27 protein-coding genes are annotated in these 24,750 nt (G+C 61.4%); 5 read left to right on the forward strand and 22 right to left on the reverse strand.

Going from position 1 to position 24,750, the window contains the following annotated elements:
* From D1646_RS05840 to D1646_RS05855, 4 genes are all read left to right on the forward strand, one after another.
* A partial coding sequence (locus tag D1646_RS05840) for a late competence development ComFB family protein (protein WP_160635559.1) occupies positions 1 to 396 on the forward strand: 396 nt, incomplete at its 5' end.
* 509 nt (positions 397 to 905) lie between these two features.
* Positions 906 to 1,541: a TetR/AcrR family transcriptional regulator gene (locus D1646_RS05845; protein ID WP_160635560.1), complete on the forward strand. Its 636-nt coding sequence runs from the start codon at positions 906 to 908 to the stop codon at positions 1,539 to 1,541.
* A gap of 263 nt (positions 1,542 to 1,804) precedes the next feature.
* Positions 1,805 to 2,701, forward strand: coding sequence for an SMI1/KNR4 family protein (locus tag D1646_RS05850; RefSeq protein WP_160635561.1), 897 nt, complete (start codon positions 1,805 to 1,807; stop codon positions 2,699 to 2,701).
* A 100-nt stretch (positions 2,702 to 2,801) separates the two neighbouring features.
* The gene (locus D1646_RS05855) at positions 2,802 to 4,040 is read left to right on the forward strand and encodes an MFS transporter (RefSeq protein WP_160635562.1); all 1,239 of its coding nucleotides are present in this window, start codon (positions 2,802 to 2,804) and stop codon (positions 4,038 to 4,040) included.
* A gap of 42 nt (positions 4,041 to 4,082) precedes the next feature.
* Here the strand turns inward: D1646_RS05855 and D1646_RS05860 are convergent, their stop codons facing one another.
* The 10 genes from D1646_RS05860 to rpmG form a co-directional block, all read right to left on the reverse strand.
* The gene (locus D1646_RS05860) at positions 4,083 to 4,931 is read right to left on the reverse strand and encodes a hypothetical protein (RefSeq protein WP_160635563.1); all 849 of its coding nucleotides are present in this window, start codon (positions 4,929 to 4,931) and stop codon (positions 4,083 to 4,085) included.
* Positions 4,928 to 5,485 carry a sigma-70 family RNA polymerase sigma factor gene (locus tag D1646_RS05865; RefSeq protein ID WP_160635564.1) on the reverse strand — a complete coding sequence of 186 codons (558 nt, stop codon included), beginning with the start codon at positions 5,483 to 5,485 and terminating at the stop codon, positions 4,928 to 4,930. Before D1646_RS05865 ends, D1646_RS05860 begins: the two co-directional genes overlap by 4 nt.
* Before the next feature lie 99 nt (positions 5,486 to 5,584).
* Entirely contained in the window at positions 5,585 to 6,418 is an 834-nt protein-coding gene (locus D1646_RS05870) for a hypothetical protein (protein WP_160635565.1), read from the reverse strand.
* Between the two features lie 12 nt (positions 6,419 to 6,430).
* Entirely contained in the window at positions 6,431 to 7,168 is a 738-nt protein-coding gene (locus D1646_RS05875) for a CpXC domain-containing protein (protein WP_160635566.1), read from the reverse strand.
* A gap of 39 nt (positions 7,169 to 7,207) precedes the next feature.
* On the reverse strand, positions 7,208 to 7,831 hold the full coding sequence (locus D1646_RS05880) for a flavodoxin family protein (RefSeq protein WP_160635567.1): 624 nt from the start codon (positions 7,829 to 7,831) through the stop codon (positions 7,208 to 7,210).
* Positions 7,832 to 7,908: 77 nt separating this feature from the next.
* A complete protein-coding gene (gene rplA, locus D1646_RS05885) occupies positions 7,909 to 8,601 on the reverse strand; it encodes a 50S ribosomal protein L1 (protein WP_160635568.1) in 693 nt (230 codons plus the stop codon).
* 13 nt (positions 8,602 to 8,614) lie between these two features.
* Complete coding sequence (rplK, locus tag D1646_RS05890; RefSeq protein WP_160635569.1) at positions 8,615 to 9,040, reverse strand: 50S ribosomal protein L11; 426 nt, start codon at positions 9,038 to 9,040, stop codon at positions 8,615 to 8,617.
* Between the two features lie 268 nt (positions 9,041 to 9,308).
* Positions 9,309 to 9,833, reverse strand: coding sequence for a transcription termination/antitermination protein NusG (gene nusG, locus D1646_RS05895; protein ID WP_160635570.1), 525 nt, complete (start codon positions 9,831 to 9,833; stop codon positions 9,309 to 9,311).
* 5 nt (positions 9,834 to 9,838) lie between these two features.
* Entirely contained in the window at positions 9,839 to 10,108 is a 270-nt protein-coding gene (gene secE, locus D1646_RS05900; RefSeq protein ID WP_160635571.1) for a preprotein translocase subunit SecE, read from the reverse strand.
* Positions 10,109 to 10,143: 35 nt separating this feature from the next.
* Positions 10,144 to 10,311, reverse strand: a complete 168-nt coding sequence (gene rpmG, locus D1646_RS05905) for a 50S ribosomal protein L33 (protein WP_023346199.1) — start codon at positions 10,309 to 10,311, stop codon at positions 10,144 to 10,146.
* Between the two features lie 465 nt (positions 10,312 to 10,776).
* Here rpmG and D1646_RS05910 point away from each other — a divergent pair, with 465 nt between their 5' ends.
* Positions 10,777 to 12,027 carry a CNNM domain-containing protein gene (locus D1646_RS05910; protein WP_160635590.1) on the forward strand — a complete coding sequence of 417 codons (1,251 nt, stop codon included), beginning with the start codon at positions 10,777 to 10,779 and terminating at the stop codon, positions 12,025 to 12,027.
* Between the two features lie 40 nt (positions 12,028 to 12,067).
* On the opposite strand, the gene D1646_RS05915 is transcribed toward D1646_RS05910, so the two are convergent.
* The 12 genes from D1646_RS05915 to D1646_RS05970 form a co-directional block, all read right to left on the reverse strand.
* Complete coding sequence (locus tag D1646_RS05915) at positions 12,068 to 12,346, reverse strand: Ada metal-binding domain-containing protein (RefSeq protein ID WP_160635572.1); 279 nt, start codon at positions 12,344 to 12,346, stop codon at positions 12,068 to 12,070.
* Positions 12,276 to 13,112, reverse strand: a complete 837-nt coding sequence (locus D1646_RS05920) for an HAD family hydrolase (RefSeq protein ID WP_160635573.1) — start codon at positions 13,110 to 13,112, stop codon at positions 12,276 to 12,278. Before D1646_RS05920 ends, D1646_RS05915 begins: the two co-directional genes overlap by 71 nt.
* Before the next feature lie 3 nt (positions 13,113 to 13,115).
* Complete coding sequence (locus tag D1646_RS05925; protein ID WP_160635574.1) at positions 13,116 to 14,168, reverse strand: cysteine protease StiP family protein; 1,053 nt, start codon at positions 14,166 to 14,168, stop codon at positions 13,116 to 13,118.
* Positions 14,152 to 15,294 carry a phosphoribosyltransferase domain-containing protein gene (locus D1646_RS05930; protein ID WP_160635575.1) on the reverse strand — a complete coding sequence of 381 codons (1,143 nt, stop codon included), beginning with the start codon at positions 15,292 to 15,294 and terminating at the stop codon, positions 14,152 to 14,154. The genes D1646_RS05925 and D1646_RS05930 overlap by 17 nt, the downstream gene beginning before the upstream one ends.
* Before the next feature lie 17 nt (positions 15,295 to 15,311).
* A complete protein-coding gene (locus D1646_RS05935) occupies positions 15,312 to 15,872 on the reverse strand; it encodes a rhomboid family intramembrane serine protease (protein ID WP_160635576.1) in 561 nt (186 codons plus the stop codon).
* A 127-nt stretch (positions 15,873 to 15,999) separates the two neighbouring features.
* Positions 16,000 to 18,645 (reverse strand): calcium-translocating P-type ATPase, PMCA-type, encoded by a 2,646-nt coding sequence (locus D1646_RS05940; RefSeq protein WP_160635577.1) that lies wholly within the window; start codon positions 18,643 to 18,645, stop codon positions 16,000 to 16,002.
* Positions 18,646 to 18,761: 116 nt separating this feature from the next.
* A complete protein-coding gene (locus tag D1646_RS05945) occupies positions 18,762 to 19,361 on the reverse strand; it encodes a TerD family protein (RefSeq protein ID WP_160635578.1) in 600 nt (199 codons plus the stop codon).
* Positions 19,362 to 19,424: 63 nt separating this feature from the next.
* Complete coding sequence (locus tag D1646_RS05950; RefSeq protein ID WP_160635579.1) at positions 19,425 to 20,027, reverse strand: TerD family protein; 603 nt, start codon at positions 20,025 to 20,027, stop codon at positions 19,425 to 19,427.
* Positions 20,028 to 20,040: 13 nt separating this feature from the next.
* A complete protein-coding gene (locus D1646_RS05955; RefSeq protein ID WP_160635580.1) occupies positions 20,041 to 20,622 on the reverse strand; it encodes a TerD family protein in 582 nt (193 codons plus the stop codon).
* Positions 20,623 to 20,673: 51 nt separating this feature from the next.
* Positions 20,674 to 21,255 (reverse strand): TerD family protein, encoded by a 582-nt coding sequence (locus tag D1646_RS05960; protein WP_160635581.1) that lies wholly within the window; start codon positions 21,253 to 21,255, stop codon positions 20,674 to 20,676.
* A 33-nt stretch (positions 21,256 to 21,288) separates the two neighbouring features.
* The gene (locus D1646_RS05965; RefSeq protein WP_160635582.1) at positions 21,289 to 22,419 is read right to left on the reverse strand and encodes a toxic anion resistance protein; all 1,131 of its coding nucleotides are present in this window, start codon (positions 22,417 to 22,419) and stop codon (positions 21,289 to 21,291) included.
* A gap of 3 nt (positions 22,420 to 22,422) precedes the next feature.
* Positions 22,423 to 24,687, reverse strand: a complete 2,265-nt coding sequence (locus D1646_RS05970) for a YceG family protein (protein ID WP_243154044.1) — start codon at positions 24,685 to 24,687, stop codon at positions 22,423 to 22,425.
* Between the last annotated feature and the right edge of the window lie 63 nt (positions 24,688 to 24,750).

The raw sequence follows: 24,750 nt of genomic DNA on the forward strand, positions 1-24,750 counted from the left end.
AAAATGAGCCAGGATGACATTGAAAAAATGCTGGCCGGTATGAACGCCCCCGCACAGGAGCCCGCACCGGCACCTGCTCCCGCCCCCAGCAAAAACGTACCGGAGGCCGACGCAAAAGAGGAGCCCAGCTATGTCAATGTGATGCAGGTCCTGGTGGAGGAGAAAGCCCCCAACTATATTCAGAAGTTTGGCCTGTGCGGCTGCAAGCACTGCGAGGCGGACGTAAAGGCTCTCACACTGAGCAACCTGGTGCCCAAATACGTGGTACTGTCCAAGCTGGACCGCATCCCCATGCTGACGGTCTATGAAGGTCGTTACAACTCCACCATTCTGGCTCAGCTCACCCGGGCCTGCAAGGTGGTTATGGACCATCCTCATCACGACAGAGAGAACTGACCTCGTCCCAGGATCACGGCCTGAACTCGGACGGCGTGGAAATCCCTGGCAGGAACTGCGCAAAAGTTCTTGCTGGGGTTTTCTTTCCCAGGGGCAGCAAAAGAGCACAACGACCCCCGGTCCCCACCGCTCTTGTGATGCCGCAGGAACGCCCAAGCGGCGAAGCCGCTTGCCCCCTTTGGCAAAGGGGGCCCTGAGCGAAACGAAGGCGGGGGATTGTCAACGGCAGACTACCTTCTATTTGAGCTTTCAATGTAGAATCAGCGCCAGCAGGTCAATCCTCACCGGCTTCGCCTTCGCCCCTTTTCAAAGGGGCCAGGCCGCCTGCGGGCGGGACGAGGGATGGGCCCTGCGAAGCAGGGGCATAAAGCGGCAGGCTAGGGTCGTCCCACCCTACAAAAGATTCTTTACGAATGAAAGACTGGTGGAGAATCCCCCCTTGACAGCCCGCAGAAAATATGCTAAAACAATACAGACCGCCGGTCTGTATTCAGAAGGGAGGGGCCTCTATGGCCCGGAACAAGCACCCGGAGCAGACCGTACAGCGCATTCTGGACACCGCCTCCCGGCTCTTTTTCCAGAAGGGCTACGACCAGACCACCCTCCAGGACATCATCAACGCCACCAAGCTGTCCAAGGGGGCCATCTACCACCATTTTGCCTCCAAGGAGGCAATCATCATCGCCGTGGTGGAGCAAGTGAGCGAAGTGCAGCGCGCCGTGCTGGCAGAAGTCCGGGACCGGAAAGGTCTCACCGGGGCGGAGAAGCTGCGGGAACTTTTCCGCACCTCCATGCAGCTGTCCTTTCAGGGGAAGATTCTGCATATGTTGCCCTTCCTCATTGAAAATCCCAAGTTCATGGCCCTACAGATGCAGAGCATCCTGCAAGAGGCCGCCCCGGACTATGTCCTGCCCGTCCTGCGGGAAGGCATCGCTGACGGCTCCATCCGGACCGATCACCCGGAGGAGTTGTCCGAGGTACTACTCCTGATGGCCAACCTGTGGCTCCACCCCATCCTCCGCCCCAGTACCCCGGAGCAGGTGCGGGGCCGGTGCGCCTTCTTCAACCAGCTGACCCGGCAGTACGGCTTCACGCTGGTGGATGAGGATATGGTCGATGCCATGGTAGCCTTTTGCAGAAGCTGAGAAAATCTGAACCGAGAGGAGCGAAGACCATGACACTGAACGAGCGGGTCCTGACCCTAAAACAGAAGCTGGCGCGGAAGCGGGGCTGTAAACTGCTGCCCCCCATGGATTCGGAGGCCCTCCGGAGCATGGAGGAGCAGTACGGCTTTACTCTGCCCGAGGATTTCCGCCTCTTCCTCACCCTGGCGGGGAACGGCGGAACTTTGCCGCCCATCACCGGCGACTGCGACCAGCTCCTTCCCTTCCCCCAGGAGCCCGGCGAATTGGAGCGGTTGGGCCGCCCCTTTGCGGTGGAGGACACACTGGTCTGGGTCCAGAGTCCAGACCCTGAGCCCCAGATGGAGGCGGCATACAATGGGAACGGATTCGTCACGTTGATGGAGGATGAGTGCTGCGGCAATGATACTTATCTGCTGGTGGTAACAGGGCCCTGTCGGGGAGAGGTGTGGTACCGGGCGGAGCCGGGCATCGTGCGGCTGAAAAACTGTAGCTTTCTGGACTGGCTGGAGCTTCATCTCTCCAAAAAGCTGCAAAAATTCATCCGGGAACAGCTCAAGGCAAATCAGTCTGCCACGGAAAAGATGGATTTGATTCTGGCTGTCCGCGAAAAAGTGGAACAGCGCAGAAAGCGGGGGGCTAACTGGAATCCGCCCATATCCCTCAATGAGGTACAAGATTTTGAACGCAGGCACGGGATCACGCTTCCGAAAGAATATGTCCAGTTTATTACACAGATTGCCAATGGCATAGAATCCGATACCTGGGTCATATATCCGCTCCAAACTTTTGACGATATGCCGGGGCTTGCAGAACCCTTTCCCTTCCAAACTGAGGAGGATTTTGCAAAAACTCCCATGAAAGAGCATTACAATCCAATTAATCCCAGCTTTTGGGACAGTTGGGGAAAGTATTTCCCTGATATTACCATTCCAGATCAGGTACATAAAACTTGGCTGAAGGAAGAATACAGTGTTTTGCGAGGTGCATTACCAGTTGCGGCGCATATAGAGCCTCCAAATACACCGAAAAAATTCTTAGGTCAAACTATATTAGTTTTAAATGGAGCATTTCGTGGACAAATGTGGTCTATAAATTTCCAGTTTTATATTCCAAATCAATTTTCAAACTTTTTGCCCTATATAAGGGACACGCTAGTTTAAAGTCTCTTTGTACCCCAGCTGACCATAAAGCTGCCTGCGGGCAGTTTTATTTGGCAGATATTCAAACCGACGGTTGGTTTCAATGCGAAAGGAGTATTTTATGGAAACACAAAAAAGCACCCTCTTCACCCGGGATTTCACTTTGGTGGTCATCGGGCAGATCATCTCCCTGTTCGGCAACGCCATCCTCCACTTCGCCCTGCCCCTGTACCTGCTGCGGGAGACGGGCTCCATAACCCTTTTCGGGGCGGTAAACGCCTGCTCCTTTGTGCCTATGATTCTCATGGGACCCATCGGCGGGACGGCGGCGGACCGGGTCAACAAGCGCAATATCATGGTGGCCCTGGACTTCCTCACCGCCGGGCTGACGGTGTGCTGCTGTCTGCTGTGGGGCAGGGCTCCGCTGGTCCCCCTGGTGATTATAACCCTGATGCTGCTCTACGCCATCGCCGGGGCCTATCAGCCGGCGGTCCAGGCCAGTCTGCCCCTGCTCCTGACCCCGGAGCGGCTGACCCAGGGCAACGCCGTCATTAACATGGTGAACACCCTGGCCAATCTGCTGGGGCCAGCACTGGGGGGCGTCATCTTTGGACTGTGGGGACTAGGGCCCATCCTGGTCACCGGCGGAGTGTGCTTTTTCGCCTCGGCGGTGATGGAGCTCTTCATCCGCATCCCCCACCAAAAGCGGCCCCGCTCCGCCGGAGTGCTGGCCACGGTGGGCAGCGACCTTGGGGAGAGCTGGCGGTACATCTCCCGGGAGCGGCCGGTTTTCCTGTGGGTGACCCTGGTGCTGTCCGCCTTCAACCTGATTTTGTCGGCGGTAATGATCGTGGGGCTCCCCGCCCTTGTGGTCCAGGTGCTGGGCATGAGCGACACCCGCATGGGCCTGACTCAGGCGGCCACGGGGCTGGGCGGTCTGCTGGGGGGACTGCTGGCCGGTCTGTTGGGCGCCAGGCTGAAGCCCCGCCACGGCTCGGTGTGTATGCTGGCCTGCTCCGCGCTGGCGGCGGGGATGGGGCTGGCCGTCCTGCCCGGCGTGCCCGCCCCGGTGAGCTATTGGGCCGTCACCGCCGCCGCCCTGCTGGCTATGGCCACCGCGACCCTGTTCACCGTGGTCCTCCTGACCCTGGTCCAGGCCCAGGTACCCGGCCAGCTGCTGGGGAAGGTGATTGCCTGCATCCAGGCGGTGGCCAGCTGCGCCTCCCCTCTGGGACAGGCGGCCTACGGGGTCCTCTTCGACAGCCTGCCCCCCTCCGCCGTCCTGCTGGGGGCGGCCCTCCTGTCCGCGCTGGTGGCCCTGGGGTCCAGAGGGGTGTTCCGGCAGCTGGAGAGGTCATAAGAGGTCATAAATGGAAGCGCCCGGCGGAAGCCGGGCGCTCTTTTAATGTTCTTCCAGGAGGGGGCAGACCCGCCACCAGGTCTCACTGCCGCCCCGCCACACTCGCTCATCGCTGATATAGACCACACTGTCGTCTGTCGGGTCTCGGTACACCTGCCGGCCCACCATGTGTATATTCCAGTCATCGTTGTTGGCCTCCAGGTCGTGGACGGGGTACCGGTCCTCCACGACTTTCTGGATCTCTCCCACATAGACGGCCTCCGGGGGCAGCTCCTTCAGTCCGCCGCCATCCAGCTCTTCGCTGAAAAATTGGTACAGCTTCCCGTCTATCCGGACCGTGCCCGTCCGGTATTCCATACCCACAAAGCGGACAAAGCAGTCCTCCAGCCAGTAGGTGGTGACCCGAACGTAGACCACCAGGGGGGCCTCCAGGTCCACATACACTGTGCCGCTGATGGGGGTCCCGGCCTGGATTTGGAAGTCCTCCGCAGGCGTCTCCTCCGTTACAGAGGAGATTTCCCCCGCCTCCTGAAAGCCCTCCGGCAGGTAAGTGTGGCCCCGAATGATCCCGTCCTCATCCGCCCTATAGCCCCCTGACCCGTTCAGACCGGCCCACCGGTAGAGCCTCCCGTTGACCCGCAGCACCGGGTCAATGCCGCCGGGAAACTCTATGGGACAGCCATATTCCAGCTCCATCACACGGCGGGGCGCAAGGGCCTCCCGGATGTTCTCCCCCCACAGCGCCCAGCTCCCGGCGGCAATCAGGCACAGGCAGGCCGCGGCCGCCGCCAGTATCCGCCAGGGGGGCCGCCTTCTGACTCTGCGCTCGCTGTGCTCCAAAAATTCCTCGTCCGCTGTGCCAATGGAGCGAAACAGTGTCTCCGCCGTCATAGCCATCCCTCCCGCTCCAAATGTGTCCGCAATTTTTTCCGCGTCCGGGACAGCGCCGCCGACACGGCGTTCTCCCCCATAGCGTACCGCCCGGCAATCTCCCCCACCGGCTCCACAAAGAAGTACCGCCGCAGGAAGATGTCCCGGTCCCGGGGCGGCAGACCGGACAGAAAGCCGTGGACCGCCAGCTCCAGCTCCCTCTGCTGGACCTCTTCCTCCACGCCCCCAGGGGCGGCCACGCACTCCGCCAGCTCCTCCAGGGCCAGAGCCGCCTCTCCGCCGCCCCGCTTGGCCCGGGTCTGGGCCTTCAGCCGGTCCAGAGCCAGGTTTCGGGTTATCTTCGCCAGGAACGCCCTCAGCCGGGTTGGACGCTGGGGCGGAATCACGTTCCAGGCCCTGAGCCAGGTGTCGTTAACGCACTCCTCCACCTCCTCTGGAGCGGTCAGGATGCGCCCGGCCACGGTGCGGCAGTAGGGGCCGTAGCGCCGGTCGGTCTCCCGCAGAGCCTCCTCGTCCCGCGCCCAGTACAGCGCAACGATCTGAGCGTCCTCCATGGGCTCACCTCCTCTCACCGGAAAAGACGACAGAACTGGGGCAATCTGACTGCCTTCCATAAAAAACGCCGTCCCGCAGCTCCACGGGACGGCGCCATATTATTCCAGAGCACTCCGCGCCAGCTGGCACAGCTGGGCTCCCCGGGGGTTCCCGGGGTAGGAGGCGGCGCACAGCACCAGCCGTTCCAGCTCCATGGGGTCCCTGGTCATCAGCCAGCGGCAGTAGATGAGGGAGAGCTCCGCCCACTCCAGGTCGGCGCTGTCCTCGCTCTCCTCCACCACCTCGGCATAGCACCGGGCCGCGTCGGCGCAGCTGTGGTGCTCCAGAAAGTAGTCGGCCAGGTCGTTGGTGGTGGACAGATTGGTGGGCTCCAGCTTCCGCCCCATCCGCACATAGCGCTCTGCCTGCTCCGGGTCGTCCAGGGTCAGGCAGCACACCGCCGCAAAGGCGTAGTTGGAGGGGGAGTTGTGCTCCGCAATCCCCCGCTTGGCCGCCTCCAGCCCCTCCGCCGGCCGGCCCATCCGGCGCAGCAGATTGCTCTCAACGGTGTAGCGGTCGGAGCCATCGGGCCGGGGTTTCGACACCTGGATCCGCCCCAGGGCAGTCAGGCACTGCTCCAGGATTTTCCCCCGCCTGGTCTCCTCCACGCCGTCCGCCGCAATGGTGACCACCGACACAAAACGGCACACCGCCGCCTCGCCCGCCCGCTCCAGAAGGGCGGGGTCATCCAGCCACCGCTCCGCCATGTCCATGTGGGACGCATCCCGGGTCTGGATGGCGGCCCGGGCAAACTGCTCCAGGGCTTCGGCGGTCTGCCCCCGGCCCATCAGGTCTGCCGCCCGGTCCCAGGGGCTCTGGGGCACAGGCTGCTCCTTGGCCCGGGAGCGGTCCCCGTTGTCCAGACGGCCCTTTTTCCTGAAAAATCCAAACATACTCTCGTCCTCCTAGCCCTGCTGTCTGCGGTTATGAAAGTCGATGGCCCAATTCAGGTCGTACAGGTGAAAGCGCCCGTCATCCGGCGGGGCCCCGCTCTGGTCCAGCAGCTCCTGGCACAGCTGGAAGGCGTACTCGTTGACCCCTACGGCCATGGGGGTGTGGTCGGTCAGATAGACGTTGTAGCAGTAAACCGGCCTGGAGTAGTCCACTTCCTCCTCCCCGGAACCCAGGTAGAGGACTCCCGGCAGGGGCTCCTCCCCGAGGTCTTCCAAAATCTGGACAAAATAGCCGTTCCACACCTCCTTGCCCTCCTCCTGGAGCTGGCCGATCATCAAGGGCTTGGCCAGCTGGACCGTCCGGTCGTCCAGCCCGAAATACCGGGCGGCGATCTGCTCCCGCAGGGCCAAAAAGTTCCCCACCGCTCTGCGTGTAATATTGGACTGGACCAGTCCCTCCAGATTCCGATTCATCCCCTGGAGGGCGGCGGCCCCGGTGGAGGAGTCAATATCCGGGACCAGTGCGACCCCCAATTCCTCCTCCGGATCAAAGTACCAGCAGGGGTAGGCGATATGTCCTCTCCGCCCGCACTGGGGGCACTCCCACATAAAAAAGTCCTCCTCCATCAGTACGCCCGTAATATCGGGGTTCCGGGAGCGGTCCAAATCGTGGTACTCTTTCACTTCCATAATGGTCCCGCAGCTGGCGCACCGCCCCTTGCTGTAACGGATCAGGCTCTTTTCATCCATAAGGATGCCTCCTTTTTATAATGGATTGCCCTGGAGGCGTCACCCCTCCGGTTTGTAGAAGCTGGTCTTGACCCGGACCTCCCGCTCAAAGGGCTCCACCCCCGCCGCCTCCCGGCAGCGGAGCAGCCAGGCCATGTTGTCCGCCGCCAGGCGCAGGGTCTGCATCCCCTCCTTGTCGGCCCGCACCTCCTCCGGCCTGTCCCCGTGGACGCTGTTCCAGTACTGAGAGGACACCACCGGCATGGAGGAGATGGTGAAATACTTGTTGATGGCGTCGAAGGTGCTGCCCGCTCCTCCCCGGCGGCAGGAGACCACGGCGGCGGCGGGCTTGTGGGAGTACAGCCGCTTAGCGTCGTAAAAAACCCGGTCCAGCAGGCACTTCAGGCCCCCGGCGATGCCGCCGAAGTACACTGGACTGCCGATGACGACCCCGTCGGCGGCGATGATCTTCTGGATGCACGTGTTGGCGCAGTCGTCGTCAAAGACGCAGGCCCCCTTGCCCCAGCAGGACTTGCAGTCGATGCACCCCCGGATGGGCTTGTTCCCGATCCAGAAGATCTCCGTCTCCACCCCCCGCTTCTCCAGCTGGGCGGCCATTTCGGACAGGGCGGTGTAAGTACAGCCCTCCTGGTGGGGGCTTCCGTTGATAAGCAATACCTTCATAAAAGAGCCTCCTTGAACTATGTCATAATAAAACAGGCAGGGTCCTCCCGGAACCCCGCCTGTAAAAGGTGGACGAATTACACCAGCTTGGCGCCATTGACCTTGACGCCGGGGCCCATGGTGGAGGCCACGGTGCAGCTCTTGATATACTGGCCCTTGGCGGCGGCGGGCTTGGCCTTGATGATAGCGCCCATGAGAGCGGCGAAGTTCTCGCTCAGCTTCTCGGGGCCGAAGGACACCTTGCCGATGGGGCAGTGGATGATGTTGGTCTTGTCCAGGCGGTACTCCACTTTACCGGCCTTGATCTCGTTGACGGCCTTGGTCACGTCCATGGTGACGGTGCCGGCCTTGGGGGAGGGCATCAGCCCCTTGGGGCCCAGCAGCTTACCCAGACGGCCCACCACGCCCATCATGTCGGGAGTGGCCACCACCACGTCGAAGTCAAACCAGTTCTCCTTCTGGATCTTCTCCACCATGTCCATCTCGCCCACGAAGTCGGCGCCGGCGGCCCGGGCCTCGTCCGCCTTGGCGGCCTTGGCGAAGACCAGGACCCGCTGGCTCCGGCCGGTGCCGTGGGGCAGAACGATGGCGCCGCGGACCTGCTGGTCGGCGTGGCGGGAGTCAACGCCCAGCTTCACGTGGAGCTCCACCGTCTCGTCAAACTTGGCGGAGGCAGTGTCCACCACCAGCTTCATGGCGTCGGCGGTATCGTACAGGTTGTTGCGGTCGATCTTCTTCGCGCTCTCTTTGTATTTCTTTCCTCTAAACATTCTTGTCCCCTCCTTAGTCGCCCACCAGGATACCCATGGAGCGGGCAGTACCGGCGATCATGCTCATAGCGGCCTCGATGGAAGCGGCGTTGAGGTCGGGCATCTTGGTCTCGGCGATCTTGCGCACGTCCTCCTTGCTGATGGTGGCCACCTTGTTCTTGTTGGGCACGCCGGAGGCCTTGTCAATGCCGCAGGCCTTCTTAATCAGCACGGGGGCGGGGGGCGTCTTGGTGATAAAGGTGAAGGAGCGGTCGGCGTAGACGGTGATAATCACGGGGATAATCAGGCCCACGTCGTTCTTGGTCCGCTCGTTAAACTCCTTGGTAAAGGCGGCGATGTTCACGCCATGCTGGCCCAGGGCGGGGCCGACCGGGGGGGCGGGAGTCGCCTTGCCGGCGGGGATCTGCAGTTTTACGTATCCAGTTACTTTCTGTGCCACGAAAGAGCACCTCCATTTGAAAATGTGGTATTTTGGCGGAATTTGTTCAATTCCTCCCACTTGTTACAAAAAATGTCCATTGAGCCGGCCCGCAGCCGCCTTGGAATTTTACTTAAGGCAGCTGGCCTGCTCAGATGCTTAGGGGTTATCACGCCTCGCCTGTTCGCAGCGCACGGCTTCCCTCCGACTTGGGACGCAAACAGCCGCAGGCGTGGAGGCGGCTGGGTCTGTATCCCTCCATCCGCGCTGCTCACAACGGCTCGGACGCTTAGGAATTAGCGGGCTCCACCTGGTCCAGCTCCAGCTCCACCGGGGTCTCCCGGCCAAACATGGACACCACGACCCGGACCTTGTTGCCGTCCAGGTCGATCTCGTCCACCGTGCCCAGGAAGGACTCTAGAGCGCCGTCGGTGATGCGCACGGTGTCGCCCAGCTCGTAGCTGACCACGACCTCCCGTTTCTCCACGCCCAGAGCGGCTACGTCGGCGTCGCTGAGGGGAATGGCCTTGTTGCCCTCGCCCAAAAAGCCGGTAACGCCCCGGATGTTGCGGACCACGTGCCAGGTCTCGTCATTCATCACCATTTTCACCAGGACGTAGCCGGGGAACACCTTGCGCTCCACTTCCTTGGGGCCGCTGTCTGTGATTTCGGTAACGGTTTCCAGGGGAATGCTGATCTCGTGGATCAACTCCTGCATACTGCGGTTTTCCACATACTTCTCGATGGTGGCCTTCACCGTATTCTCATAGCCGGAGTAGGTGTGGACCACATACCAGCTTGCATTGTCCGCCATTCGGGTCACCCTTTGAAAGCGCCGATGAGCAGCTTGACCGCCTCGCCGGCCACAAAGTCAAACAGGGCGATCACGATCCCAACCACAATGACGCAGGCGATGACAATCAGGGTATTGTTGATGGTCTGCTTGCGGGTGGGCCACTGAACCTTCTTCAGCTCGCTTTTCATATCCCGGAACCACTTGCCCGCGCGGGCAAAGAAGCCGGGCTTTGCATTCTTGTCGGACTTCTTGTCCTTCTTGGCGGCCTGGACGGCCTTTTCGTTTTCAGCCATTGCTAACCCTTCTTTCATTTCGGCCCTTACGCCAATCACTTCGTCTCATTGTGAACGGTGTGCTTCCTGCAGAAGGGGCAGTATTTGTTCAACTCCAGACGGTCGGGGGTATTCTTTTTGTTCTTAAAGGTATTGTAGTTTCTCTGCTTGCACTCAGAGCACCGCAGGGTGATCTTAATGCGCGCGCCGGCCTTTGCTGCCATTTGTTCGGCACCTCCTTTTTTATTTCAGGCTGAGCGGTTCCGCCCCGCCTTTCGGCAAGCCGCTGCTTTCCAAAAAGGAAAACGCCGGACACGGCCTGCCTCTGCCGAATCCAGCGCCAAAGAGCGCAAAAAGGCGCTCAGAGGTGCGGTGGGTGTTCGGCTGCTGCCTCCCTGTGGCCCTGAAGCGGGTTGAGGGGTTCCGCACGTCGGACACCGCATCCGCGCACGAAAAAAAGCCCCTTTTCACAGGTGGAATTACTATATCACGCCTGTCCTCCGCCGTCAAGCCTTTTTGCCCCTTTTTTGTTAAAAAAATGTGAAGGTTTCGGGCGGACGGCAAAATGGGTTTGCAATCTCCCAACAGGTGTGGTATACTCCTGACTTAAATATAGCCCGAGTTTTCCTGTTTTAGCCGCTCCCCGGCAAAATTACATTGAAATTGGAGTTGATCCTTCCTCTATGGAAATAGACAGTACCAGTATCGCTATGATTGTGACCCTGCTTGTTTTGGTGGTTCTGTCCGCCTACTTTTCCGCCACCGAGACCGCCTTCACCTCTCTGAACCGCATCCGCCTGAAAAACCGGGCGGAAAACGGCAGCCGCCGGGCGGCGAAGACTCTGGAGCTGGCGGAGGAGTACGACAAGCTGCTCTCCACCATCCTCATTGGCAACAACATCGTCAACATCACCGCCACCACCGTGTCCACCGTGCTGTGTACCAGGTGGTTCCACCAGTACGGCCCCACGGTGGCCACGGTGGCCCTCACCATCATCATCCTGATCTTCGGCGAGGTGACCCCCAAGAGCCTAGCCAAGGAGCGGCCCGAGGACTTCGCCATGTTCGCCCAGCCCCTGCTCAAGCTGTTCCTGGTGGTGCTGACCCCGGTGAACTTCCTCTTTACCCAGTGGAAGAAGCTGATGAGCAAGATCTTCCGGGCCGCCGGGGACGACGGCATCACCGAGGAGGAGCTGGTGGGCATGGTGGACCAGGCGGAGACCGAGGGCGGCCTGGACGAGCACGAGAGCGACCTGATCCGCAACGCCATCGAGTTCAACGACCTGGAGGTCTCCGAGATCCTCACCCCCCGGGTTGATTTGACCGCCGCCGACGAGGGGTGTACCATGGAGGAGCTGGCCTCCCTCTTTGCCGAGACGGGCTACTCCCGCATCCCCCTCTACCACGAGACGGTGGACAACATTGTGGGCGTGGTCCACGAGAAGGACTTCTACGCCGCCCGCTATCAGGGCAGGACCGAGGTCGCCGGATTACAGACGCCGGTTTTTTACACCACTGGCAACACCAAGGTGTCGGAGCTGCTGCGCATTTTGCAGCGGAACAAGGCCCACATGGCGGTGGTGGTGGACGAATACGGCGGGACTCAGGGCATCTGCACCCTGGAGGACATTCTGGAGGAGCTGGTGGGAGAGATCTGGGACGAACACGACGAGGTCATCGAGATCTTCAAAAAGCAGCCCGACGGCAGCTATATCATCGCCTGCTCCGCCGACTTGGACGACATGTACGACCTGTTCCAGGTGAAGGGGACCTGCGGGGCGGCCACCGTCTCCGGCTGGGTTCTGGAGCAGGTGGGCCGGGTCCCGGAGGTGGGGGACCACTTCACCGCTGAGGGGCTAGACGTCACTGTGACCCAAGTGGAACACCGGCGGGTCCTGGAAATTCAGGTGCGCGTTCTGGAGGAAGTTCCCGAAACATAACAGATGGACCTATCCGATGGGGATAGGTCCTTTTTTGCTGTCAATCGAATTGTTTCAAGTACTTTTCAGGGTCCTCCCTGTATTCCCGGTACTTCTCCCGCAGGCAGTTTCCACAGGGACGGTAGCCCGCGGCCAGGGCTGTCCTCTCATCGGCAAAGAACACACGGGACTTCTCATAGCTCCCCGGAAATCTCCGAATGGTGGACAGCGCGGTGGGACAGTCCAACCGTCCATAGATTTTCAGCCTTTTATTTCCGCCCAGGGTCCCCGGCGTCTCCGACAGGTATGGAACCCCATCTGCCCCCAGCAGCTTGTACATCTCCATATCCTCCTGATCTGGTAAAGTTCAGCACCGATTCCAGCACAAAATCCGGGAAGGGCCCCGCGCCGCTGTGGACAAGCCGGTTTGGCCCCTCCTCCATCAGGTCTTCGCCGGGAACGATGGCCCTATCCGCCGCCCGCAGCATGGGCACGTCGATGACGCTGTCCCCGGCGCAGACCGTCCTGTCCGGCTGGAACCTCTCCTGGAGCCGCCGGAGGGCCTCCCCCTTGTTCAGCGGCGGCGGGAAGAAATAGACCTTCCGCCCCGACACTGCCACATCCACTGTGGTCCTTCCCTCAAAAAGGTCCCCCAGCTGCCGGGCGCTCTCCTTATCGTCGCAGGCGGCGAAGAGATACAGGCCGTCCACCATCCGGAAGCGCTTGGGGATGGGGACCTCCCCCAGCCGGGCCTCCAGCTCCGCCAGCTCCTCCCGCCAGGGGGCAGTCAGCTCCTCTGACCCAGCGCGCCAGGCCAAATCCTCCCGGTCCCCCTCCAGCAGGACGCCCCCGTTGGAGGTCACCGCATACCGGGGCAGGCAGGGGGAGGGCCAACGAATGCGCCGGTACTGCTCCACCGACCGGCTGGTCACTGGAACGAACAGGGTCCGCTGCCCCACCAGTGCCAGCAACTCCAGAGATCTCCGGGTACAGAAGCCCTGCTCCCTTCCGTCCAGCCACTCCACGCACTGGTCTGTCTCCCCTCTGTATTTGTGGGAAAACATCAGCGTATTGTCCAGGTCGCTGGCAAATAAAATCTTCTCCATAGCTCAATTATCCGCCAGGGCCTGAATCAGCCCGCAGGCCCTGTAGTGCTCCAGGGGGTACTCCTCCAGGGGGACCTTTTTCTCCTGGGCCAGCTGATACAGGTGCCCCAGGTGGGCCTGGTCCTCCAGGCTGTGGACCAGCACCTTCCAGGGGACCCGCCGCAGCAGGACCCGGGTCGCCTCCCCGATCCCCGGCTTGACCAGGTTCCGGTCCCGGACGCCGAATGCTTGGCAGATGCTGTCCACCTCCTCCCTGGCGGTCCGGGAGAAGGTCCTTTCCCTGTCCCGGCAGCCGCTGTCCGGGGAGAAACAGGACGCCACTGTATCGATAAACTGATAGGTCCGGTCCTGGTCCATCAGCTCCCGGTAGAAGGCCGCCCCATGGAACTCCCCGGGGGCGATGATGTCGGACCGGTAAAAGGTGCGGCTCAGCAGGCCGGAGACGGTGGAGTTCAGGCAGGAGCTGGCAATGAGAAAGTCGTCCTGGGTCCCCCGCTTCCCCGCAATGCCCCCCGGGTCAGAGAGCACCGCCAGTCCCGGGTCCACGCTGGGGTAGTCCGCCATAGCCAAATTCAGCTCCCGCTGGATAGCCCCCTTCCCCGTCCAGCCGTCCACAAACTGGATTTTGTCCGGGCTGTGCCGGGCCAGGATGCAGTCCATGGCATTCCGGTCGATGCCTCGGTCCCGGATGATGGAGATGGTGTAGTGGGGCACATCCGCGCCATACTCCAGGGCCAGGAAGCGCTTGATAAGCACGCCGATGGAGGTGCCCGCCCGTGCCAGGGAGACCAGCACCGTCCCCTCCCCCTTGTCCCGCCAGATCTCCCGCGCCGCGCTGGCCGCCGCGTCCGCCGTCATGGATGCGTAGCGGTCCAGGGCGTCCTGATAGGCGGCCAGGTAGGGGGGAGAGGGTACGTACTCAATGGGCAGCATCTCCGAGTAGTGGACGCCGCTCTGAATGCGCGCCTCCCGCTCCCGGGTCCCTAGGGGCTCCACCAGGCCAGTGATATCCTTCAGCAAAAGGGTCACGTCTTCTTTTTTATATGTACCAAACATGGGAACCCCCCTGTACAAAAACCAGTCTGCGGTATCCGTAGGGCGCCCAAGCGGCGGCCAGCTGCTCCAGCGCCTCCCACCGGCAGGCGGGGGCGTCCGAGACCACAATCAGGGCGCCGCAGGGGGCGAAGTTGTAGAGATAGGTGCTCCGCCCCGCCTCATAGAAGCTGTCCAGCCTGGCCCCGCTGGTGATGGGGTACCCGGCGGCGGAGCACACCCCGATGGGGCTCCTGGTGGTGGCGTGACACCTCACCGCCATTCCGCCCTCCTCCAGACGCCGGCCCAAAATCAGGGCGGGGTACATACACTCCTCGGTGCCCAGCACCACCGCCCCCCCAATCCCATGAAGCAGAGGTCCCGCCGCCTCTTCAAAGGCCCGGGCCAGCCCCTCGCAGCTGCTGAGGTAGGAGCGGATGGAGATCCCGCCCCGGGGGTTGGGCAGCGGGGGGCAGTCCAGGGCCAGGTGGGACCAGCGGCGGCTCCCGGCCTCCACCGGAGCGGCCTCCTCCACCTGAAAGCCCTCCGCCGCCTCGGCGGCCCGGTCTCCAGTAAGCTTCACCAGGGACGCGCAGACGACCCCCGCCTCCGCCAGCAGCCCCTCGTTCTCTGGCGTGACCCGGTTGAGGAGGGAGGCCGCCACCAGCCCCTTCTCCGCCAGCTGGGGATAGCGCGCCCGCAGCTGGAGAACCATGTTCCGCAGGGTCTTGCCAGTGGAGATTTCGTCGTCCACCAGGATGACGCTGCCGGTGGCCTCAAACCGCTCCCCCAGGCCGTCGCCGCACAGCTTTTGCAGGGTCGCGTGGCTGTGCTCCTCGGAAAAGATGACCCAGTCCCGGACCCCGGGGACCTCCTCCCGGGTCGTGGGCAGATAGACGCAGTCCCCGCCAAACCGGCTGGCGATGGCCGCTCCCACGGCGGTGGCGGTCTCCGCAAATCCGATGACCAGCCGGGTATCCGGATATTGTTCAGCCAGGGCGTCCCCCAGGGTGTGCATCATCTCCAGGGCGGCGGCGGGGCTCACCGGGATATGCTTGCCCTGGAGGGGATTGACCAGCAGATAGCTGCGCTTGGTGTTTTTGACCCGCTTCGCAATGCGCAGAAGGTCCTCTTGCCTGTAGACCGGCATGGAAATTCACTCCGTTTTCACTTATTTTTTGCCGCTAAAAATCCAAATCCGGTGCCGCAGGCCCCGCCGACCAGGTGCATCAGATTGGCCACGTTGTCCCGCACAAAGAAGATGGACCACACCTCCCGGCCCAGGTACAGCAGAGCCACCAGGATTAGGGTCAGGGGGATCATGCCGTTTTTCATGCCCGCCAGGGAGGAGAGCATAATCAGCATAAACACAATTCCGCTGGCCCCCAGCAGGGCGGCGTCGGGAAAGCACACAAACTGGAGGACGCCGGAGACCAGAGCGGTGAACACAATGCCCGCCAGCAGGACCGAGCTGCCGTACTTCTCCTCCAGAGGCGGACCCACTACCAGCAGAAGGAGCATATTGCCCATAAAGTGGTCTATGCCGGCGTGGCCCAGCACGTGGCCCAAAAAACGGACGTAAGTAAAGGGGTCTGTCAGAGGCGCCCGGTAGACGGAAAACAGGTGCCAGGTGGTCCAGTCTCTGGTCAGATAGCCCAGGGCCAGCGCCGCCAGCGACAGGAGAAAAAAGCTGAGGATCACCGGCGAATTATATTGCAGCTTCTTCATGGTGGTATCGCTCCCCCCAATGTATTCGCTTCGGATTTCGCAGACAGCTGTTTCTCTCCGCCGGAGGCGGGGAGAAACAACTGCGCCTTTTGAAATGGCTTCCCCGAAGACAGGGAAGCCATTTTCCTTACTTCTGCTTCACAACGGCCTTGCGCAGCAGGTCCACCGGGATCATGGTCACGGCCAGCACCGCCACCACGCACCAGCCCGCCGCTCCAAAGGGCACGCAGCTGAACATACTGCCCACCCAGCCCAGGCCGGGGATCAGTCCGGCGTTGACAATGACGGCCTGCACCAGGATAATGGCGATAAACACCTTCATAAAGCCGGTGTTCTCATTCAGCCCCTGGAAGATGGCCCCGCCCTCGTCCCGGACATTGAAGCCGTTAAACAGGGCGCACCAGATGAACAGCACGAAATAGGCGGACAGCTTCTGCGCGGTGTTGGCAAAGAACTGGTCGAAGAAGGGGACCTTCAAAAAGGCGAAGCTGAGGGCAGTCAGCCAGACGCCCATGGTAATGATCTGGACCATCATGGGCTTACTGACAATGCTCTCGTCCCGCCGCCGGGGCTTCTCCGACATATAGATCTCCTTGGCCGGCTCGTTGCCCAGCATAATGGCCCCCAGGCCGTCCATCACCAGGTTGACAAACAGCAGGTGGGTCACCTTCAGGGGCTCCTCCACTCCAAAGAAGGGGGCCACGGCGCTGACCACCACGGCGGCCACGTTGATGACCAGCTGGAACTTGCAGAATTTCAGAATGTTGTGGTAGATGGTGCGGCCATACCAGATGGCGTCCTTGATGGACTTGAAGTTGTCGTCCAGGATGACGATCTTGCCCGCCTCCTTGGCCGCCTCGGTGCCGCTGCCCATGGCAAAGCCCACATCGGCCCGCTTCAGGGCGGGGGAGTCGTTGACGCCGTCGCCGGTCATGCCCACCACCAGATTCATCTCCTGGCACAGGCGGACCATACGGGACTTGTCGGTGGGCAGGGCCCGGGCAATGACCCGGATGCGGGGGATGAGCTCCTTCACCTCGTCGTCGGACAGCTTGCCCAGCTGGCTGGAGGCCAGCGCCACATCGTCCTGGCTTTTCAGCAGGCCCGCGTCCTTGGCAATGGCCACGGCGGTCTCCAGCCGGTCGCCGGTAATCATAACCACCTGGATGCCGGCGTTCTGCACAGCGGCGATGGCCTCACGGGCCTCCGGGCGCACGTCGTCCCGGATCCCCAGGAAGCCGATAATGGTGGTGTCGGCGTTGATCTGGTCCTTGGTCATGGCCTTGTCGGAGTAGCCGAAGGCCAGGACCCGCATGGATTTGCCCGCCAGCTCGTCAATTTTGGCGCTGACGTTGTTCAGGTTGATGGTATGCACGTCGCCGCTGAGGCTGAGGTATTTGCCGGATACGGCCAGCAGCTTCTCCGGGGCGCCCTTGTAGAAGGTCTTGTCCAGCTCCCGCAGGTGGGCCTGGCTGAACTTGTTGGAGGAGTTGAAGCTCTGGGACTCGGTGACAGTATAGGTCCCCTCCAGCTTTCTCAGCGTCTCTGCCCCCAGGAAGCGCACCAGCGCCTGGTCGGTGGCGTTGCCGCCGATGACCCGCCCCTGGGCGTCAAACATGGACTGGGTATTTTTGCCGATGGCCAGGTCCAGCAGGCCCTTCAGCTTCCCGTGCTGGGCCAGCTCCGACAGGGGGATGGAGATGCCGTCGGCCGTGAAAAACTCCACCGCCTCCAGGTGGCCCTTGGTGATGGTGCCCGTCTTGTCGCTGAACAGGATGTTCAGAGAGCCCGCCGTCTCTATGCCCTCCGCCTTGCGCACCAGCACATTGTGGTCCAGCATCTTGCTGGTGTTCTGCATCAGCACCAGGGAGATCATCAGGGGCAGGCCCTCGGGTACCGCACAGACGATAATGACAATGGCCAGGGACACCGCCTCCACCAGGTCCTTGATGATCTCGGTGGCGCCGGTGGCCAGATAGGGCTCCACACCGCCGGCGGACAGCACAAAGTAGCCCATATACATCACTGCAATGACAATGGCGCCGATATAGCCGAAGCGGGAGATCATATCCGCCAGCTTAGCCAGCTTCACCTTCAGGGGGGAGTCGGGCTCGTCGTCCTGCATCTCCTCGGCCATTTTGCCCATCATGGTCTTCAGGCCCACCTTCTGGACGTCCATCACGCCCTCGCCGTCGAAGAGCACCGCCCCCCGGAAGAGGGAGTGCTGGTCCACAAAGGTGTCGCCGGTAATCTCCTCCGCCAGACGGAAGCCCTCCTGAGCCGCCGTCTTGGGGCACTCCTCCGCCTCGCCGTTGAGGGCGGAGTTGTCCACCTTCAGGCCGCCGTGAATGAGCACGCCGTCCGCCGGGATTTTGTCGCCGGACTGAAGGAGGATCTTGTCCCCCACCACCACGTCGTCCACGTCAATCACGGTGATAACGCCGTTGCGGTAGGCCTTGCACTGGTCCTTTTTGGTGTTCTCCTTCAGCTCGCGGTACTTGGTGTCGCTGGCAACCCCGGTCTTGGCGGAGACGAAGGCCACAATGAGCACCGCCACGATGGTGCCCGCCGGCTCATAGATGTCGGCGTAGCCGAAGGCCCACATGGCGATCATCAGTGCCGCAATGGCAAGCAGGATGCGGATCATGGGGTCGCCGAAGGTCTCCTTAAATTCCGCCCAGAAGGTGGTGGGCTCGGAGTCCGGGATCACATTGCTGCCATATTGCTTTCTGGATTCAGCAGCTTCCTTGTCAGATAGTCCATTGAAGTGCATATCGGGTTCTCTCCTCGTGAAAATATCAGAAAAGAGAGGCACGGTGAAGCCATCCTCTCTCCTCTGTGATTCAAGCGTCAATCTGTCTCTATCAATGATTGCCGGAAAGCGTCCGCTTATACATACCGGCCAATCAGTTCGCCCAGACCCGGGTCGGTGGTGCCCTGGCCAATGGCGCTGAACTTCCACTCGCCGTTGTGGCGGTAGACCTCGCCAAAAATCATGGCGGTCATGCCGCTGTAGTTTTCGGTCAGGTTATACTTGCACAGCTCCTGGTTGTTCCGGGCGTCCACAATACGGATAAAGGCGTTCTGGATCATCCCGAAGTGCTGGTGGCGCTGCACCGCCTGGTAGATGTTCACCACCAGCACAATGCGGTCGTAATCGGCGGGGACTTGGGCCAGGTCGATGACGATCTGCTCGTCGTCCCCGTCCCCTGCGCCGGTGAGATTGTCGCCCATGTGGCGGACGGTATTGGTGGGGTGGGTCAGGTTGCCGAAATAGATAATATCCGCCTTATCGGTGAGCTTGCCGCCCCGCAGCATCAGCGCCGAGGCGTCGCAGTCGATGGCGGGCTGGCCGCCGCCGAACAGGCCGCCCAGCAGGCCGCCGCTCTTTTTGGCCTCGTCCCAGCCCAGGCCCACCACCACGGAGCTCAGCCCCGCGTTGTCCTTGGTCAGGCTGACCTTCTGGCCCTTCTGTAAGCTTACAGACATGATAATCTCCTCCTGATGGCAAATGGTAAATTCCCCCCTGTGCTTCCGGGGGCTGCCATTTGATTATTTTCTTCCCGCCTGCCAGCGCAGTCCCCAGCCGAAAGCGGCGTCCAGCTCCCGGTGGCTGGGGTAGAACTGGACGATCTTCTCCACGCTGAAGGTCTCATCATTGACATTCTCCAGCAGGGCCAGGCCGCACATGGCATAGGGGGAGTTGTAGGTGTCCATCTTGACAATCAGGTCCTCGGCGCCGGGATACTTGATGGTGACGGTGGCGTCGGCCTGCTGCCAGTTGGCGACCCCCTCATAGATGAAGGTGTACACCAGGATGCGCTGGATCTCGGCAATCCTGTTGCCGTTGATGCGCAGGTTCTCCCCCGTGGTCACCGCGCCGGTGCGGTCATCCCCGTCCAGAGAGATGAAGGGGGGCTGCTGAAGGGAGCCGAAAGCGTTGCCCAGAGCCTGGACCACACCCTTCTGCCCATTCTTCAGCTCAAAGAGGCAGCCCAGGTCCAGGTCAATGCCCTGGCCGCCGCTGAACAGACCGAACAGGCCCTTCTTGGCAGGCCGGGCGTTCCAGTTCAAGTTGACCAAAATCTCTCCCAGGCCAGCGGAGCCGCCCTTTTTCAGACTGACTTTCTTTCCTTTTTCCAGACTGATGGCCATATGAATTTCCTCCTTACTCCACGTCTACGCCGTAGTTGGCGCACAGTGCCGCCAGGCCGCCCTGGTAGCCGCTGCCGATGGCGTTAAACTTCCACTCGCCGTTGTGCTTGTACAGCTCGCCAAAGACCACGGCGGTCTCGATGGAGAAATCCTCTCCCAGGTCGTAGCGCAGCAGCTCCTCGCCGGTGAGCTCGTTAAAGATACGGATAAATGCGTTATTCACCATGCCGAAGTTCTGCCGGCGCTCCTCCGCGTCGTAGATGGTGGCGGTAAAGGCCACATGGGTTATGGAGTCGGGGAGCTTGGTCAGGTCCACCTTGATCTGCTCGTCGTCCCCGTCCCCCGCGCCGGTGAGGTTGTCGCCCATGTGCTCGACCCCGCCGGAGGCGTGCTTCAGGTTGCCGTAGAAGACGAAGTCGCCGGAGCCGGCCACCTTCCCGCTGTCCCCCAGCAGGAACGCCGCCGCGTCCAGGTCGAAGTCCCCGCCGGTGTCGAACTGGTTCACGTCCCAGCCCAGACCCACAACCACCTTGGACAGGCCGGGGTTGTCCTTGGTCAGGCTCACTTTCTGGCCCTTTTTCAAATTGACAGGCATAAGAATACCCTCCTTACTATATTTAAGCCGATCCCCCGGAGGGGACGGAGCTTACGCAACCTCGATGCCGTAGTGGCCGCACAGCGCCGCCAGGCCGCCCTGGAAGCCGCTGCCAATGGCGTTGAACTTCCACTCGCCGTTGTGCCGGTACAGCTCGCCCACCACAATGGCGGTCTCAATGGAGAAGTCCTCCCCCAGGTCGTAGCGGATCAAATCGGCGCCGGACACCATGTCCTGGATGTGGATATAGGCGTTGGACACTTGGCCAAAATTCTGCCGGCGGACGTCGGCGTCGTAGATGGTGACGGTGAAGGCGATGCGCTCCACGTTGGCGGGCACCAGGCTCAGGTCCACCACGATCTGCTCGTCGTCCCCGTCCCCCTCGCCGGTGAGGTTGTCCCCCATGTGCTTCAGTGCGCCGCTGGTGTGCTCCAGATTGCCGTAGAAGATGAACTCCTTCTCGGTGGGGCACTTGCCATTGCCGCCCACCATAAAGGCCGCCGCGTCCAGGTCGAAGGCCGCGCCGGAGTCAAAGGCGTTGACGTCCCAGCCCAGGCCCACCATCAGCTTGGACAGGCCCGGATTGCCCTTGGTCAGGTCTACCTTTTGTCCCTTGCTCAGATTGATTGCCATAATTGTCTCCTCCTGTTTTTTGATTTCTTACGGTCACTTTGGCATGTGGTACCGCTGATTAAATTCCGCCTTAATGGTCTCCAGCCGCTTCTGGTCCTCGACCCGCTGCTTCCGGGCGTTCTCCTGAATCTGCCGGGTCTCTTCAATGCCGGAGACGATGGTGTGCCAGGTCTTCTCCAGGGTCTCGATTTTAATGGAGCTGCCCGAGGCCAGACGGGCGGTCATCTTGGACTGCTCGGCGGTGTTCTGGGCGTTGCGGATGAGCATCTCATTGGTCCGCTGATCCAGGGCCGACATGGCCTCCGCCTGAATGCGCTGGCGCTTGAGCATAATGGCCTGGGTCAGCGCCTGCTTGAAGACGGGCAGGGTGATAATGAAAGCGGAGTTGATCTTCCGCACCAGGTTCATGTTGCTGAACTGCATGGTCTTAATCATGGGGATGGACTGCATGGCCACACTCTCGGCGGTGCGCAGGTCCTGGGTGCGCTGCTCCAGCATCATCAGGGCCTGCTCCAGGGAGGTCAGCTCAAACTGGATGGAGCCGTCCCCGGTGGTCTCCATATCCCGGCGGCGCTGGGCAATATACTCCTCCAGCTCCCGGCACCCCTGCTCCCCGGCCAGGATATACTTCACCAGCTCGTGGTAGTAGTTCACGTTGGCCTGGAACATCTCCTCCAGCTTGCGGTTGGACTGGGTGATCTCCGACTCGTACTGCTTGAGCTGGACATAGATCTTGTCTACCTCCTCGCCCATGGTGTGGTATTTGGCCAAAATCTTGTCCAGCTGCCGGCGCATTCCCCCGAAGAGTTTGCCCAGCAGCCCCGGGTTGTCCTTAATCTCCTCAATATCGAACTTGTCCATAATCTTTGCCAGGGTTGTGAGCATAGCGCTGGAGTTGTCCAGCTGGGACATATTCATGCTGTTGAGGATGGTGTCGGAGCACTTGGCGATCTCCTCCGCCGCCCCGCTGCCGAAGGACACGATGGTCTCCAGGTTGTACACCTCGATCTGGCTGGCCAGGGCATCCACCTCTGGGGAGTTGACCAGGACCGCCGTCATCTGCTGGCGGTCGTCCACAATGTCGTACTGGGGAAATTCCTCCTGGGCGGTCTGAGTCTGAAGCTGGACAGGCTCCGAGGCCGGTCTGTTAAAATCTAATCCCATAATTTAACTCCTTCCGAACAGCCGTCTGATAGGATTGCGCCCCCGGTCCTGAATCCGGCTGAAATCAGGGGGAGCCAGGTCATACAGGTACTCGCCAAACTGCTGCTCATTGGCGAAGGGGTTCTGAAAGTGCCGCTCGATGCACTGGTAACCCGTGGGAACAAAGAACAGCAGGTCGAAGCCCACCAGGTTCAGATAGGCCAGCAGAATGCTCTCCTCCAGGGAGAGGACCTCCTCGGTGGTGTTGACCAGAATGAGCTTGGGGTTCTTTTTGGTGAAGTCGAACCGCTGGATCATCCGCAGCAGGTCCTTATTCAGGTTCAGGGCCCCGGCGATAATGGTGTACTCCACGCCCTTCTCATAGGTCCCCCGAATGGTCCGCTGGTCCAGCAGCTGCTGGAGCTTGTCCAACAGATAGTCCTGGGTCTCCGGCCGCAGGATGCCATAGGGGTAGTCTTTGTGGTTTTTGATCTTCTGCCGCAGCAGTCTGCCGTTTTTCAAAAACTGGGTCGCACTGCTTTTCATGGGGTTGGGCTCCAGGGGGTCCAGCCAGGGGACCCGGGACACCACCAGAGTGTCTGTGGTTATCAGCTTCTTAATGTCCAGCCAGTACCGGTCCACATCCCGGTCCTTCACGCCGCAAATCTTCTCCAGCAGCACGGGCAGAGTCACCGTGTCGCCGATGACTTGGAAGTTGGGGCGGTATTTCAGCTCCTGGTCCCAGAGGAGGGCGATCTCCTCGTACATGGTGCGCAGGGTGACGCTCTCCGCCTTGGCGTACTGCCGGTTCCGGTACATCCCCGAGTCCTGGTACATCAGACTGTCCAGGTCCCGCTCCGCCTCATAGGCCGCCGTGCTCACCCGCACCTGGGTCCGCTCCACGGGGAAGGCCTCCATGGTCAGGGAGTTCTCCCAGCGCAGCTCCAGCAGACCCGGATCCTGGAGGCAGCTCGCCCGGTTCAGGTCGGGCTGGAGCAGGAGCACATCCACCGGCAGCCTGGCCAGCAGGCGGAGGAACCGGGCCTCGTGCTGGGTTGCGCAGCCGCCGAAGAGGAGGAACACCGAGACCTCCGGCAGCTTCCAGCCCTCAAACAGCTCCCTCTGGTACCGCTTCAGCCAGCACAGCAGGTAGACCGCCTGATTGGTCCGCTTGGAGAGGCTTGTCCCCTCCCCGCCCTCCTGCACAATGTCAAGAAAGGCCCTGACCATCAGCTTCTGGAGTTCTCCGCCCCCGGGGGGCTGGATATTTTGAGCCAGTCCGGCGGCCATCTGCTCCACATTGGCGTAGTTCTGACGGCGGACGGCGGAAATTTCCTCCGGCGCGGGCACCGGGATGGAGCCGCTGACCACGCAGACCCGCCGTCCAGCCCCCTTCAGCTGCTGGTAGAAAGCGAACAGGTCGCTGGGGTAGGTCAGCCTGTCCTCCGCCCCGTACTGGGCCAGAAAGGTGTTGTAGAAAAACCGCCCGTCCTGTCCCCGGGCCTGGACGCCGGTGAGCACCTGGCTCAGCTCCGCCTTGGCCATCCAGGCATTGGTGCAGGGCTCCACCCCAGGGGGCGGGCCGTACAGCCGCTGGCGGTTCAGTTCCTGGGCGATCTGGTTTTGAATCCACTTCAGGCCGAACTCTGGGGGGAAGGGGGGCAGCTCCCCGCTCTGGTAGGCCCGGGACCAGGCCCCGGCGGGGTCCAGCCTGGCGTAAGCCCCGCCGCCCCCCCGGTCCAGCAGGGCAATGTCCGCCCCCGCCCGGGACAGGACGGTGAGAAGCTGGAGCTCATGGCCGCTCACCGCGCCGTCGTACAGAATTTTGGGCAGCTCCTCCGCCCCCAGCCGATTGACAATGCGCTCAAATTTATAGTAGAGCCAACACATATATTTCATATACGCGTTGCGCAGAATACTCTCGGTTTTGCCCTGCCGCCTCAGGTCCTCCAGCGTCCCCGCCATCGCCCCCGCGACCCGCTCCCGCTGAGCCGGGGACATACGGGGCAGCCACTTGGCCAGCCGCTGGTCCAAAAAGCCCCTGTCCAGCTGGAACTCCGTCCCCATCATCTCGGAGAAGTAGGCCAGTTGATTGGCGTCCGGGTTGGGGATACGTCCGTCAATGACCACACCGCTGCGCCGGGCCGCCTCGTAATACCGCTGAAAAAAGGCGGTCACCTGGGGAGATATCCCCTCAAAGCGGTAAAAATAGACGCACTTTTCACTCCGCTGGGACAGCGGAAGAAAATACTGATCCAGTTTTGTCAGGGCGGCCTGTTGAAACATCATGGTCAGACTCTCTCTCTGTGGTCATATCTTCGGACTTGCGTTCTATTCATTATAATATAAGCT

It is taken from the genome of Pseudoflavonifractor sp. 60 (assembly GCF_009911645.1).
Lineage (GTDB): Bacteria > Bacillota > Clostridia > Oscillospirales > Oscillospiraceae > Lawsonibacter.

Bases quoted from the DNA above. Each gene is read 5' to 3' on its own strand.
- D1646_RS05845 (WP_160635560.1), top strand. From the start codon at position 906: ATGGCCCGGAACAAGCACCCGGAGCAGACCGTACAGCGCATTCTGGAC.
- D1646_RS05855 (WP_160635562.1), top strand. From the start codon at position 2,802: ATGGAAACACAAAAAAGCACCCTCTTCACCCGGGATTTCACTTTGGTG.
- D1646_RS05860 (WP_160635563.1), bottom strand. From the start codon at position 4,931: ATGACGGCGGAGACACTGTTTCGCTCCATTGGCACAGCGGACGAGGAA.
- D1646_RS05865 (WP_160635564.1), bottom strand. From the start codon at position 5,485: ATGGAGGACGCTCAGATCGTTGCGCTGTACTGGGCGCGGGACGAGGAG.
- D1646_RS05870 (WP_160635565.1), bottom strand. From the start codon at position 6,418: ATGTTTGGATTTTTCAGGAAAAAGGGCCGTCTGGACAACGGGGACCGC.
- D1646_RS05875 (WP_160635566.1), bottom strand. From the start codon at position 7,168: ATGGATGAAAAGAGCCTGATCCGTTACAGCAAGGGGCGGTGCGCCAGC.
- D1646_RS05880 (WP_160635567.1), bottom strand. From the start codon at position 7,831: ATGAAGGTATTGCTTATCAACGGAAGCCCCCACCAGGAGGGCTGTACT.
- rplA (WP_160635568.1), bottom strand. From the start codon at position 8,601: ATGTTTAGAGGAAAGAAATACAAAGAGAGCGCGAAGAAGATCGACCGC.
- nusG (WP_160635570.1), bottom strand. From the start codon at position 9,833: ATGGCGGACAATGCAAGCTGGTATGTGGTCCACACCTACTCCGGCTAT.
- secE (WP_160635571.1), bottom strand. From the start codon at position 10,108: ATGGCTGAAAACGAAAAGGCCGTCCAGGCCGCCAAGAAGGACAAGAAG.
- rpmG (WP_023346199.1), bottom strand. From the start codon at position 10,311: ATGGCAGCAAAGGCCGGCGCGCGCATTAAGATCACCCTGCGGTGCTCT.
- D1646_RS05915 (WP_160635572.1), bottom strand. From the start codon at position 12,346: ATGTACAAGCTGCTGGGGGCAGATGGGGTTCCATACCTGTCGGAGACG.
- D1646_RS05920 (WP_160635573.1), bottom strand. From the start codon at position 13,112: ATGGAGAAGATTTTATTTGCCAGCGACCTGGACAATACGCTGATGTTT.
- D1646_RS05925 (WP_160635574.1), bottom strand. From the start codon at position 14,168: ATGTTTGGTACATATAAAAAAGAAGACGTGACCCTTTTGCTGAAGGAT.
- D1646_RS05930 (WP_160635575.1), bottom strand. From the start codon at position 15,294: ATGCCGGTCTACAGGCAAGAGGACCTTCTGCGCATTGCGAAGCGGGTC.
- D1646_RS05935 (WP_160635576.1), bottom strand. From the start codon at position 15,872: ATGAAGAAGCTGCAATATAATTCGCCGGTGATCCTCAGCTTTTTTCTC.
- D1646_RS05940 (WP_160635577.1), bottom strand. From the start codon at position 18,645: ATGCACTTCAATGGACTATCTGACAAGGAAGCTGCTGAATCCAGAAAG.
- D1646_RS05945 (WP_160635578.1), bottom strand. From the start codon at position 19,361: ATGTCTGTAAGCTTACAGAAGGGCCAGAAGGTCAGCCTGACCAAGGAC.
- D1646_RS05950 (WP_160635579.1), bottom strand. From the start codon at position 20,027: ATGGCCATCAGTCTGGAAAAAGGAAAGAAAGTCAGTCTGAAAAAGGGC.
- D1646_RS05955 (WP_160635580.1), bottom strand. From the start codon at position 20,622: ATGCCTGTCAATTTGAAAAAGGGCCAGAAAGTGAGCCTGACCAAGGAC.
- D1646_RS05960 (WP_160635581.1), bottom strand. From the start codon at position 21,255: ATGGCAATCAATCTGAGCAAGGGACAAAAGGTAGACCTGACCAAGGGC.
- D1646_RS05965 (WP_160635582.1), bottom strand. From the start codon at position 22,419: ATGGGATTAGATTTTAACAGACCGGCCTCGGAGCCTGTCCAGCTTCAG.
- D1646_RS05970 (WP_243154044.1), bottom strand. From the start codon at position 24,687: ATGATGTTTCAACAGGCCGCCCTGACAAAACTGGATCAGTATTTTCTT.